The 13840-nt window shown below is 38.0% G+C and carries 9 protein-coding genes and 1 tRNA gene; 2 read left to right on the top strand and 8 right to left on the bottom strand.

All coding sequences use genetic code 11. The features are described from left to right. The first annotated feature begins 12 nt into the window (after positions 1-12). Positions 13-1386 (top strand): MATE family efflux transporter, encoded by a 1374-nt coding sequence (locus MHH51_RS10115; protein WP_147208217.1) that lies wholly within the window; start codon positions 13-15, stop codon positions 1384-1386. A gap of 71 nt (positions 1387-1457) precedes the next feature. On the opposite strand, the gene MHH51_RS10110 is transcribed toward MHH51_RS10115, so the two are convergent. The 8 genes from MHH51_RS10110 to MHH51_RS10075 all read right to left on the bottom strand — a co-directional run bounded on the left by MHH51_RS10110 (position 1458) and on the right by MHH51_RS10075 (position 12559). After that, positions 1458-2645 (bottom strand): nucleoside transporter C-terminal domain-containing protein, encoded by a 1188-nt coding sequence (locus MHH51_RS10110; RefSeq protein WP_147208219.1) that lies wholly within the window; start codon positions 2643-2645, stop codon positions 1458-1460. 446 nt (positions 2646-3091) lie between these two features. Continuing rightward, on the bottom strand, positions 3092-4351 hold the full coding sequence (gene odhB / locus MHH51_RS10105) for a 2-oxoglutarate dehydrogenase complex dihydrolipoyllysine-residue succinyltransferase (protein WP_147208221.1): 1260 nt from the start codon (positions 4349-4351) through the stop codon (positions 3092-3094). Further along, positions 4338-7223 carry a 2-oxoglutarate dehydrogenase E1 component gene (locus MHH51_RS10100; protein ID WP_147208223.1) on the bottom strand — a complete coding sequence of 962 codons (2886 nt, stop codon included), beginning with the start codon at positions 7221-7223 and terminating at the stop codon, positions 4338-4340. The genes odhB and MHH51_RS10100 overlap by 14 nt, the downstream gene beginning before the upstream one ends. Positions 7224-7899: 676 nt before the next feature. After that, positions 7900-8373 carry a tRNA (cytidine(34)-2'-O)-methyltransferase gene (locus MHH51_RS10095; RefSeq protein WP_147208798.1) on the bottom strand — a complete coding sequence of 158 codons (474 nt, stop codon included), beginning with the start codon at positions 8371-8373 and terminating at the stop codon, positions 7900-7902. A 77-nt stretch (positions 8374-8450) separates the two neighbouring features. Continuing rightward, positions 8451-9305, bottom strand: coding sequence for an amidase domain-containing protein (locus tag MHH51_RS10090; protein ID WP_156985462.1), 855 nt, complete (start codon positions 9303-9305; stop codon positions 8451-8453). Between the two features lie 99 nt (positions 9306-9404). Then, entirely contained in the window at positions 9405-10541 is a 1137-nt protein-coding gene (gene queG, locus MHH51_RS10085) for a tRNA epoxyqueuosine(34) reductase QueG (protein WP_156985463.1), read from the bottom strand. A gap of 58 nt (positions 10542-10599) precedes the next feature. Next, complete coding sequence (locus tag MHH51_RS10080) at positions 10600-12294, bottom strand: ABC-ATPase domain-containing protein (protein WP_339285890.1); 1695 nt, start codon at positions 12292-12294, stop codon at positions 10600-10602. A 191-nt stretch (positions 12295-12485) separates the two neighbouring features. Then, positions 12486-12559 (bottom strand) — tRNA-Gly (locus MHH51_RS10075). A 248-nt stretch (positions 12560-12807) separates the two neighbouring features. On the opposite strand from MHH51_RS10075, the gene dat reads away from it, so the two are divergent. After that, the gene (dat, locus tag MHH51_RS10070) at positions 12808-13680 is read left to right on the top strand and encodes a D-amino-acid transaminase (RefSeq protein ID WP_147208231.1); all 873 of its coding nucleotides are present in this window, start codon (positions 12808-12810) and stop codon (positions 13678-13680) included. Positions 13681-13840 lie beyond the last annotated feature (160 nt).

Here is a 13840-nt window from a genome sequence, read left to right as displayed (position 1 = left end):
GATAGATTAACTATGTATGAAACAACAAACCGAAGACAAAAGATTAAACTTTTTATTATCATTATGCTGCCAATCCTTGTAACCCAGGTCAGTATGAACCTGATGAATTTTTTTGATACCGTCATGTCCGGGCAGGCCAGTGCAGTAGATTTAGCTGGAGTTGCGATTGGTTCCAGTCTTTGGATACCTATTTTAACAGCTGTAAACGGCATTGTTCTCGCAATAACTCCTATCATCGCTCAGCTGATCGGTGCTAAAGAGAAAAAAGATATCCCGCAAGTTATTCAGCAAGGTATTTACCTTTCCATTGTATTATCCTGTATTATCCTTATTGCAGGCTTCTTTATTTTAGATCCTGTTTTACATCTGATGAGTCTGGAGCCTGACGTACATCATGTAGCAAAATATTATTTAGTATCACTCGCTACCGGTATTATGCCATTATTTATTTTCCATACCGTCCGAAGCTTTATGGATGGGTTGGGACAAACAAGAGCTTCTATGATTATTATCTTAATTTCTCTGCCAATTAATGCACTTCTAAATTATATATTTATTTTTGGCAAGCTGGGAATACCGGCATTTGGCGGTGTTGGAGCAGGTATTGCAACAAGTATCACCTATTGGATAGTCAGTATTATTTCTTTATATATGATACATAGAGTGGCTCCTTTTACGTCTTATCAAATCTTTCAGGTTCGTTTTAAACCACAGATTTCTTATTGGCTCAGTCAATTAAAAATTGGCTTGCCCATCGGACTTGCCATGTTTTTTGAAACAAGTATTTTTTCTGCAGTAACCATTATGATGAGTGTCTATGATACGAATACCATTGCAGCACATCAGGCAGCCATGAACTTTGCCGGATTATTATATATGCTGCCATTAAGTGTCGGCATGGCTCTCACAATTGCTGTCGGATTTGAAATAGGAGCAAAACGCTTCAAGGATGCCCGTTCTTACACATATTTAGGAATTACAGGAGGGATACTCATAGCTGTATTTACCGGTATTATTCTATTTGTATTTGACGGGGCTGTTGCACGGTTATATCATACAAATCCAGAGGTCATTACATTGACAAAGCAATTTATTCTTTTTGCGATTTTTTATCAGCTTGCAGATGCAATTGGGGCTCCGATTCAAGGTGCTTTAAGAGGATATAAGGATGTTAATGTAACACTTGTTCTCGCATTAATTTCTTATTGGCTCATCGGATTGCCTGTTGGATATTTATTTGCAAATTATACAGACTTTGATGCCTTTGGCTACTGGATTGGAATTATTGTCGGTTTAAGCGCAGGTGCGGCAGCTCTGCTTTTCCGTTTGTTATATATCCAGCGTAAGGTTAAGGTAAAACAGAATTATCAGATGAAACGAAGCTAAAAATGATTTTATAAATATGATTAAAAGCACGATGCATCTTTTTTTAAGATGCATCGTGCTTTTACGTTCTTCTATAGGAACAGTCCGACAATCGATGCTGAAAGAATGGATACTAAAATCGATCCTGCCAGCAGCTTCATTCCAAATTTAGAAACAATAACTGCTTTTGCACTGTCAATTCCTTTTACAGTACCCGCGATAATACCGATTGAGGAGAAGTTGGCAAAGCTTGTTAAGAATACTGTTACAATACCAATCGTTTTCTCAGATAATTGGTTTAATAGAGGCTCTAACTGCAGCATTGCGACAAATTCATTTGTAACAATTTTCGTACCCATAATACTTCCGGCCTGCAATACCTCTCCAGGTGTGATTCCCATAAGGATTCCAATAGGATAAAAAACATACCCTAGAATTTCTTCCAGTGTAATTCCTCCAAATACAGCCTGGATAATCCAGTTTACCAATTCTAATGATGCGATAAATGCAATTAGCATCGTTGCAACAATCAGTGCAATCTTCCCGCCTTCTAAGGCACCATTTCCCATTGCTTCAAAAATACTTTTATCGTTACTGACATCTTTTATATCCACTTTGTCTTCCTCTTTCGGAACATTCACCGGTGCAATAATAGAAGCAATCATTAATCCGCTGAACATATTTAATGGAAGAGCCACTAAAATATATTTGGGAGGCAGCATAAGAATATACGAGCCTACGATCGATGCAGAAACAGAGCTCATTGCAGAAGCACAGATAATATAAAGCCTGTTCTCCGATAAATGATGAAATTGTGAACGGATTGCAATCAAAGCTTCGGATTGGCCAAAGAAAATACTGTTTACACCATTAAATGATTCAATTCTTGGCAGACCGGTAATTTTTGAAATAGCAGCCCCGATATATTTAATAATTAACGGTAGGATTTTTAGATAAGTTAAAACAGACAGCAATGTGGCGAAAAAGATAATTAATAGAAGGACGTTAAAAAAGAATACGCCATTCTCATCTAAGATAAATCCTCCCACGACAAAACTTATACCTTCTTGTCCAAATTCAATTAATTTATTAAAAACATTTGATATTCCAGTAATAATTTTTGTACCAATAGTTGTTGAAAACATAAACCAGGTAATCAACAGCTGTAAGACCAGCATAATACCAATGCCTTTAAAATTGATTCTCTTCTTATCATTTGACATTAAAAATGCTAACCCAAATGTGATGATAATTGCCAGGATGCCTAAGAGAATGTCCAAGCTAGTTCCTCCTTTTTATAAAAGCGCTTTATTTAATGTACAAACCTATCTGCAGAAAATAAATATCTGATACATATAATCATTTATAACAACATTCGTTTCCTTGCCTATACAAGTTGTCCGTACAAATACTATCATATTCGTAATGAAAAAAAATTTCAATGCTCTCAAAAAGAATTAATTATTAAAATAATTCCCAAATTAGTAAATAAAATGATTGTGGTTTTAAAAATGTACTACTTATTATTGTTCGTATTTAATAACCATTTATTCCAGTTATTTTTTATATAATCTATTTACCCGATTTTAATAAAATAATCCTCATATTTATGTTGTATCTTTATTTCAATAAAAAAAGCCTTGATACTTCAATACCTATCCCTGAAAGCCCGTTTTCGTACTGACTCTCAGGATAGATACCTCTATATCAAGACTTTGTTTATCTTTTAACCTTCCAGCAATAAATCGTATGGATCTTCAAGCATCTGCTTAATTCGAACTAGGAATTGGACAGCTTCTTTACCGTCAACAATACGGTGGTCATATGATAACGCAATATACATCATCGGGCGTACTTCAATGGAATCATCCGGCATAGCGATCGGACGCTTGATGATGTTGTGCATTCCTAAAATACCAACCTGCGGCGCATTTAAAATTGGCGTAGACATCATAGAGCCGAATGTACCGCCATTTGTAATTGTAAAGGACCCGCCTTGCAAATCGTTTAAGGATAATTTATTATCACGTGCTTTTTTACCCAAATCAACGATATCCTGTTCAATTCCTGCGAAGTCTTTACGATCTGCGTCACGAACAACTGGAACAACAAGACCATCGTCTGTGGAAACAGCAATACCAATATCATAGAATTTCTTAATGACTAATTCATTACCTTGAATTTCTGCGTTAAGAAGCGGGAATTCCTTAAGTGCTCCTACCACAGCTTTTGCAAAGAAGGACATAAACCCAAGTTTCACACCATTTTTTTCCAAAAATTTATCCTTCCGCTGCTTGCGAAGCTCCATCACTGAAGTCATATCTACTTCATTAAATGTAGTTAACATTGCAGTGTTATGCTGTACCTCTACAAGATTTTTAGCGATCGTTTGACGGCGGCGTGTCATTTTAACACGTTCTACCGGCTTATCAAACTCTGTTTTCTCTGATTTAGGCTCTTCTTTAGGAGCCGGCTTTGATGGTGCAGACTCATTTTTAGGTGCATTATTATGTGCATTCACATCATCCGGGCGAACTCTGCCTAGAGGATCACGTGTCTGTACTTCACTTAAATCGATACCTAATTCACGAGCACGTTTTCTAGCTGCCGGTGAAGCAATGACATTGCCATTATTTTGCTCAGATGCAGTTTCCTGCTTATTTTCTACAGCAGGCTCTTTCTTAGGCTCTTCTTTAGGAGCTTCCTCCTCTTTTTTACTTTCTTCATCACCAGAAGATGCCCCGGCTTCTCCATTTTCATCCAGTTTGCCAATTATATCACCTACAGAAACATCTTCCCCTTCTGTGCTGATAATTTCCGTAATAACACCTGTAAATTCTGAGTTTACTTCCACATTTACTTTATCAGTCTCTAACTCTACAATAGCATCGCCCTTTTCTACTTTATCGCCTTCTTTTACAAGCCATTCTGCTATTGTTCCTTCTGTGATGGATTCCGCTAATTCAGGTATCTTAATTTCCTGCACTTGATTTTCCTCCTTCAAATTCGCTTAATGCTTGGTCAATAATATATTTATGAGCTGTTTTATGCACAGTAGGAATACCTCCAGCTGGTGCTGCACGCTTCGGTCTGCTGATAACATGTAATTCTTGGTTTTCTTCAAGAAGATCTCTTAAATAGTCGTCTACAAAATCCCATGAACCCATATTTTTCGGTTCTTCCTGTACCCACACAATTTCTTTTAAATTAGGAAGCTTTTTGATTTCTTCCTGAATTGCTTTTTTAGGGAATGGGTAGATTTGTTCTACACGCAGAGCGCGAATCCAATCACAGGCTTCTTCCGCTTCTTCCATTTCCCCTTCAATATCAAGCATAATTTTTCCGCTGCCTAATAAAAGTCGTGTTGCTTTCTCAGGATCAGTATCAAAATATGGCTGCTCACGTAATGTTTTAAATCCGCCGCTCGTAAATTCTTCTGCACTTGAAGCCATTTTATAATCTCTAATCAAACTGCTCTTTGGTGTCATCAGAATCAATGGACGCGCCTCTGGACGGGAACGCATCACTGCCTGACGGCGAAGAAGATGGAATAATTGAGCAGATGAAGTAACATTAGCTACAATCCAGTTATTTTCTGCAGCCATCTGCAAGTAACGTTCTAGACGGGCACTCGAATGCTCTGGGCCCTGCCCCTCATAGCCATGAGGAAGCAATAACACCATATTTGATTTTTCATTCCATTTAGCTCTTGCTGATGCAATAAATTGATCAATAATAACCTGACCGGCGTTGGCAAAGTCACCAAATTGTGCTTCCCAGATAACTAGAGTGTTTGGCGAATAAACACTATAACCATATTCAAAGCCTAACACCGCAGCCTCTGATAACGGGCTGTTCCGAACGTCAAAGGATGCCTTTACATCCGATAATCCATGCATCGGGCTATATTTTTCACCTGTTTCCACATCATGAAGAACAACATGACGGTGGGCAAAGGTCCCTCGCTCTGTATCCTGACCTGTCAAACGAATTGGTGTACCATCTTTTAAGATAGATGCAAATGCTAAAGCTTCTCCCGTGCCCCAGTCAGCTTTATTGCCTTCTTTCAGCGCATCTTTTCTGCGCTGCAGGATTCTTTCGGTCTTTTTAAAGCCTTTAAAACCTTCTGGACGTTCCAGCAACTCTTCGTTTATTTTCTGTAAAGTTTCTAAATCTACTGCCGTTTCAAATTGATCTAATCTATTAGACAGTACTTCCGGCATTGATTTTGGCTGAGGTTCTCCAATCTCACTTTCTGTCATTCCTTTATAAATATCAGAAAGCCTTGTTTCAATCTCATTTTTAATTTCGTCGAATTCCCCAGATTCTAATAGATTTCTTTCTTCCATCGCACGAGCAAATAATGTTGATACCGATGGATGATTATCAATTTCGCTGTATAGTTGCGGCTGTGTCGTTCTTGGTTCATCCATTTCATTATGTCCATAACGGCGATAACCTACTAAATCAATTAAAATGTCTTTATGGAATTTTTTACGATACTCACAAGCTATTTTAATAGCAGAAATACAGGAAATTGGATCATCTGCACTCACACGAATAACAGGAATCTCGAAACCTTTTGCCAGGTCACTCGCATAACGTGTTGAGCGTCCGTCTACACGGTCTGTTGTATAACCAAGCTGGTTATTTGCGATAAGGTGCACCGTTCCACCTGTTGTATACCCCGGTAAACCGCTGAGATTAAGCGTTTCAGCAACTACACCTTCTCCGATAAAAGCTGCATCTCCATGAATTACGAGCGGCATTGCTTTATTAATATCCCTTTCAGGATAACCGCTTACATCACGTTCATCCTGTGCTGCCCGTGCAAATCCTTCTACGACCGGATTTACAAATTCAAGATGTGACGGATTATGTGCAAGTGTTATTTTAGTATTTACTTTACTTCCATGTATAACTTCTTTTTCTGCACCAAAATGATACTTCACATCTCCGGTCCAGCCATAATTAATCGCTTTTGAACCTTCTGACGGCATTAATTCCTTGTCTCTTGTATAATTAAACTCGGAAAAAATCTTATCATATGGCTTTTTCAATACATTCGCAAGTACAGCTAAACGACCGCGGTGTGCCATCCCCATCATCACATGTTCGATGTTATCCTCATTTGCATATTTTACGAGAAAATCAATCATCGGAATCATAGATTCAAGGCCTTCGATAGAAAAGCGCTTTTGACCGACAAATGTTTTATGAAGGAATTTTTCAAAACCCTCTACTTCTGATAAACGTTTCAGAATATCTTTTCTCTCTTCCTGATCAGGATCAAACCTTGCATTACCTTCTTCAATTAAATCAAAGAGCCAGGTACGTTCGTCATCATTATTTACATGATCATATTCAAATGTAATGGTACCTGTATAATATTTCTTCATCAGGTTAATAACATCTAAACCTGTTTCGACTCCTTCTTTTTCACGTTCCCAGATCCAAGATGCCGGGATTTTTCTTAAATCAGCTTCTGTTAAATCATAATGTTTTAAGCTCAGCATTTGTGACGGAGCACTCTTATATCCGCCAACTGAATAGATATCAGCATCTGTATGACCGTAACGCCGAATAGCCTCAACAAGTTTGATTGCTGAGGTTAGTTTAGTCACATCAAAATTTTCTGATACATTTAGATTAGAAGCCGGTTGTTCACTGATAGGACTGATTACTTCTTCTCCTGTCATCCAAGCAGGTGCTCCATGTGTATCAAATAATGATTTTATAGAAGATTCGACTAGCTCCGGATCTTCTTTATACAATTCATATTGCTGTTCCAAATACCCCGCATTTTGTCCGTGAAACTGTCCCCAAAATTTTTCTGCAGACTCTTCATTTCCTGGCACGACTGATACCCCCATTGAATTAACTAATCCGTTCATGAAAACGGTTCAAATTATTTGTGATAAGATTGATTTCTTTACATCAACTAATATACATGATTTTTAGTGAGGTTACAAGGAATCGGAACGGATTTATTGGGATAATTCGACATTTTTCAAGAATCAATAAAAATACACTCTAATCAATTAATTATCGAACTATTCCGATAGTTAATCATTTGAATTACCTGTTGGATAAATCATTGCTTTTTTAAACAAAATTAATGACATCTATGATTGAATTTCTTCTCTGTATAAATAAACATAGGAATAGTTCACAATATGTGATTTTTCCGTTATAATAAGGACAAATTATTAAATAAAACTTCATTCTGTCAGATAATCATTGATTCTGCAGGGTGAGAAAAAGTGTATCCATATTTCCAAATATAATATACTGCTTTTCTTTTTGATGTAAAATTGGGTACCATTACTACATAAAAGGAGGAACCACATTATGAAATTAGCATTACTTATGGGTGTTATTGTTACATTCCTCGTCTCCTGCTTCACAGCCGGCTACGAATCAAAACCAGGAGTACCAAAAGAAGACCAGCGCACTTGAGAACCAATATAATACTTTTTCAAAAACGTTTAGATGTTAAAAAAGATGTCTCCACAAAATTGGAGACATCTTTTTTTAATGTAAATTTGGAAATCCCTGCTGTCTTAATGCTTCATAAATAATAATGGAGGCAGTGTTTGAAAGGTTTAATGAACGAACCTTATCATTCATATGAATCCGCAGGCATTTATCTTCTTTATCCGTCAGCAGTTCACGCGGGATTCCTGTGGACTCTTTTCCAAACACAAAAAATTGATCCATGTCTACAGGTGAAAAATCAAAATCTGTGTAATATTTTGTTCCAAAGTTTTCTATATAGTAAAAACTTCCTTCTGGATAGGTTTTATACAAATCTTCTATGGAATCATATTCTTTTACATCGACATGCTCCCAGTAATCCAGACCAGCACGGCGGACCATTTTACTATCTGTTGAAAAACCGAGTGGACGGATAAGATGTAAAGTCGTTCCAGTTGCTAAACATGTTCTGCCGATATTCCCTGTATTAGCCGGGATTTCCGGTTCAAATAATACAACGTGCAAACTCACCATTCATTCTCCTTCAGTTACAAATTCTAAGAGATTAGTATTTTGCCTTCTATCTCTATTCAAAAATTAATTATACACTAACTTATCTCAATCCGAAAAAATTTATATTGAATTTCCGGCGTCCAGGCTGCAGAATCCTCATAAGACCAATAACGGTTGCGGCTATTATTTGTATGTGCATTGACAAGCGGCATATTATCAGCATCTTTTGCCACTACAATAGTCGTATGATTCCAGGCGCCATCACCATCAAAATCATAGCAGATCACATCACCTGGATTAAGCTCTTCCGGCTGCTCAACTTCTATTCCTCTAATACCGCGTTCAGATCCGCTTAAATACCACCTGAAAGAATGCGCCACAGACCAGCTGAAGCTCCATGAATCCCTTCCATACCACCAGCCGCGCTCACGGACCGGTTCTCCCCACATCGGACCTCCACCTGCCCGCAGACATTGCGAGATATAATTCGTACAGTCATCTTCAAAGCGGCGATATTCGGGATTGAAACTGTTCCACCAGCGTTCAGCATATTTTACTGCTTCCAGCCGGTTATATTCTATTTGACGCTTACTTTGCTTCATATTTTCCTGTTTTAATACGGGAAGCTGATTACTGGTATTTTCTGCTGGAGGCTTTTCAATATATTGGTGTTTGACTTCTCCGTTCGATTTTTCCGTAAGCTGATAAGGGATAATCTGTTCTTCTGTGTAAAAAAAATCGCCCTGCTTCATTAAATATACCAGATGAACTGCATACCCCGTATTTCTGATTGTATCGTAGGATTGTCTGCTTAAAACAATTCCTTTTCCTTTTATCTTTACAATTTGTGCCTTCCTTTTCTTGCAAAGAGCCTTCTTTTTATGCCACCAATCCTGGCTTTCTTTATTCTCCCTGAAAAAATGCTGCCAATAGGTAGTGATATCTCCCATTAAAAATCGCCTCCTCGTCAAAGCTTATGCATAGAGGAGGCGAATTAGGTCAAAAAAACAGCCTGTCTGGCTGCGACAAAGTCTATTTGAACATAGACTTTACTTTATATTCATTGCAGACAGTGCATTTTGCATTTCATATTGTACTTGTTCATTATCTTCTTTTTCCAGCGCTTTAGAGAGTGCTTCTTTTGCTGCATCTGTTCCTATTTTCCCTAATGACCAGGCAGCAGTGCCACGGATAACCGGCCTGGGATCATTCTTCATCAAAGCAATCAAATCATTTTCAGCAGATGCTTCTTTATAGTGACCCAATGCTAAAATAACATTACGCTGAATCGGCTTTTTTCCTCTCCAGGATCCTGACATATGCCCAAACTTCTCTTTAAACTCCCGATTCGACAAATGCAGCATTGGTTTAAGCTTAGGTTTAACCAATTCTGGATCCGGCTCCAGTTCTTTATGAAAATGAGAATCCTTATCCCGGTTCCAGGGACAAACCTGCTGACATGTATCACAACCGTATAATCGATTTCCTATTTTGGTCCGGAATTCCTCCGGCAGAAAATCTTTTGTCTGTGTTAAGAAAGCTATACAGCGCTGGGCATTCAGCTGTCCGCCCTGTACAATAGCACCTGTAGGGCAGGCATCTAAGCAAATGGTGCAATCTCCACAGCCATCCTCTATCTTTTCATCAGGAATAAATGGAATATTGGTCAGCATTTCTCCCAGATAAACAAAGGAACCATGCTCCTTTGTAATAATCGACGTATTTTTGCCGCTAAAGCCCACACCAGCCCGTTCAGCAACGGCCCGGTCACTTAATTCTCCTGTATCTACCATAGACTTGATGATAGCATCAGGTACTCTTGCTTTAATATATTCCCCCAGCTTATCCAACCGTTCCCGTAAAGCTATGTGATAGTCAATTCCCCAGGAAGCGCGTGCGAAAATACCTCGTCTGTCTCCTTTTGTTCCTCGCGGTGTTTTCTCCAAACGCGATGGATAGGCGACGGCAATGGAAATAATAGACTGTGCTTCCGGGAGCAGCCTTTTGGGCTCTGTTCTTTCTTCAATGCTTCCCTTTTCAAAGCCGGATTGATATTTTAACTCCTGCTGACGTTTTAGACGCTCCTTCATTTCTGTGAAAATATCCGCTGTTGTAAAGCCGATTTTGTCTATTCCAATAGTTTTTGCATATGCTTGAATATCTTTTTTCAGTTCGTCCACTCTCACCTTACCGCCCCCCTTCTATCTACTTTTAATTTCTGTCAATCCACTTTAAATATTGAGGTTACGTTAAAAACACTCCTGAGCGCATTCTGTTTAATACCGCTGCAATTTCATTTTTTCTTGGTCTTGCTAAATCTCCCGGATGTTTTCCGTTACTTTTAGTCAGCTTTTCCAAGCCTTGATCCATTTTATCATCTATATGCTCTATTAATGCTTCAAACGAAGAAAAATTCTTTCCTGCATTCCTGTAAAGATATTGAATGATTTCTGCAATCATTCTTGTTTGCGAAGAGTCTGTCAGCTGCTCTGTATAAGCAAAGGTGATTGGTTCTTTTCCAAATAAAATTTGAAATTGCCCCTTTGCCTGGATTTTAAATCTTTTATCTGTCTGTTTGGAAAATGTAGAGGCTGATAACTGCCGATTCTTCAAACTTGTAAAATCTGCGGGTTCCACATTACTATGCGCAATAGGTTCTTCCTTTATGATTTGCTTTGCTCTTAGTGTTACATTCTTTGGCTTATATTCCTCCATAAGAATAACTGTATCCGCTACGGAAAAATAATCTCCAGATCCGCCCGTTACTAAAATCACCGATTTGCCTGCTTCATCCACCAGCTGCCTAATTCGATGTATGAAAGGTGTTATCGGTTCATTTTTTTGGTCAATCAGCTTTTGCATGCGACTGTCACGAATCATAAAATTTGTTGCACTTGTATCTTCATCAATAAGCAATGTTTCCGCTCCTACTTCCAGTGCCTCCATTACATTGGCAGCCTGTGACGTACTACCGCTGGCATTACTTGTTGAAAAAGAAGTTGTACCTTTTCCATGGGGCAGGTTAGAAATAAAAGGAGAGATATTTACAGACGATATTTCCCTTCCATCCTCTGCTCTAATTTTAACTGCACTCGGGTCAGTACAGATAAATTCACGTCCGTCCCCTTCGCAATGAGGGTAAACACCACGTTCGATTGCCTGGATCAGTGTACTTTTCCCATGATAACCTCCTCCGGTGATTAATGTGACTCCCTTTTTAACTGCCATTCCTTTTACTATTTTATCATGAGGAAGCTCTAATTCCACCTCATCTTCTTCAGGACTTTTAAAGGCTACCGCACCTTTAGCCGGCAAATCACTTACACCGCTTTTTCTTGGTAAAATAGAGCCATTGGCAATAAAACTCACCCAATTATTTACTTTCATTGCTTTCCATATCGCTTCTTGCTGATCCGCCAGCTGAACAGTTTTCTCAATATCTCTATCTAAGATTTGGAAGACTGAATCCTCCAATAAACCAGGAATAGCCTGATTGAATAATTTCACTGCTTCTTTTCCGTTAATGGAACGCCCATTAGCAGGTAACCCTGCCGATAAACAAACAGTAATTTCCTTTTGGGTAACACTTACAGCTGTCCGTTCTAATATTTCCTGACCAGGGCCGTCAAAAGCAACTATGCCGCTTTTACCCGAACCTTTAATGAAAATCTTATTTTGATTCACTGCTTTACCAACTACTCTTGCAAAAGCATCCTCCACAGCAATCCGGCGGGCTTTCGTTTCCAGCCATTCAGCTGCCACGTGACGCTCTTTCTCAGGAATTACCACTCTTATTCTCGAAGGGCTTGCAAATGGATCACCTTGTACATAGTCAATATGGAGCGTGTAACGAGGATACGTATAGCTTCCTGCAATTTGCTTATACGACTTGTAACTTTTCCGGTCAATTTGTAATAAACTGTTTTTAAGACGATTCATAATAGCTTCTCCTATCTGTTATGATTTTTACTATACCCTCTTTTATAGACAGGTTACTATTGTTTTAAAGAAGTTAAACAAATATTTTATTAGGAAAAACCTGCATTCGTTCAATCTAATATATTCTAGTACAAAATAAAAACGCAACACTTCGTAGACTAAGTACGAAACACTGCGTTATCACATATGTATGGAGCGGGTGAAGGGAATCGAACCCTCATCATCAGCTTGGAAGGCTGAGGTTTTACCACTAAACTACACCCGCATGATTTTCAATTGTTTTTCAACGACAAAATTTATTATAGCAACGTATTCGCTAAAAATCAACAATAAATTTATTTTTTTCATAAAAAGTTAATCAAAAGTAATATTTAGAAATAATGGACTTCAAGAATAATATAAAATTCCAGCGCATACACTTCTAAAATGCTGAAGTTTATCTTGTTATCTATTTACAATCATCTGGTCGCGTAATAAACTATTGTTATGCTTCACGGAGAGGAGAATTTTAAAATGTCAGTATATTCAACTATTCTTACCCAATCAGAGTTTGTTGATAAGGATAGTCTAAGCTACCCATTTGAAGAAAGAGGATTACAGTTTGGCGACGGAATTTATGAGGTGATTCGTATTTATAAAGGTGAATACTATCTCCTGACAGAACATGTCGATCGTCTGTATCGTTCTGCCGAGGCCATAAAAATTAAAATCCCATATAATAAAGAAAAGATGACGGAACTATTACATCAATTAATGGAAAAAAATAATATGAAAAATGATGGAAAGGTATATATGCAAATCACACGTGGTTCAGCTCCGCGAGATCATATCTTCCCACACGAAGTCACACCTAATATCTATGCATATCTTCAGGACTTACCAAGAAATGAAAAGATATTGGAAAACGGTGTGAAGACAATTTCCCAGCGTGATGTCCGATGGGAAAACTGTTACATCAAAAGTTTAAATCTGCTGCCGAATGTTTTGGCAAAACAGACAGCAAAAGAAAATAACTGCTATGAAGCTATTCTCCATCGTGATGGTGTTGTAACGGAATGCAGTTCTTCCAATATCTACTTAGTAAAAGATGGGAAAGTATATACACACCCGGCTACCAATAATATCTTACATGGTTGTGTACGAATGGCAGTAGAACGCTTCTTAAAAGCAGAGAACATTCCGCTGATTGAAGAAGCCTTTCATATTGAAGATATTCAACATGCTGATGAAATGTTTTTATCCAGCAGTACATCCGAAGTATTGCCTGTAATCCAACTTGATAATGTTGTCGTTGGTAATGGTGAACCTGGCAAAATTACTCGTATACTTCAAAGAGCATATGAACAGGATGCTAAAATTACTGATAAATTAATTACAAACTTGTAATTAGAAACAGCCGTCTTTTTTTCAAGATGGCTGTTTTTGTATTAATAAATGCTCTATGGCAAATCACAAGTATACAGCTAAATATTATTGATTCGCAACCCGAAATAGTTTAAACTGAAATACAGATAGAATGAAATACATTTTTTAAATTCAGGAGGGG

It is taken from the genome of Oceanobacillus sp. FSL K6-3682 (assembly GCF_037976165.1).
Lineage (GTDB): Bacteria > Bacillota > Bacilli > Bacillales > Amphibacillaceae > Oceanobacillus > Oceanobacillus sojae.
Note: the sequence above shows the minus strand (reverse complement) of the source record. Positions and strands in the feature narration are given on the sequence as shown.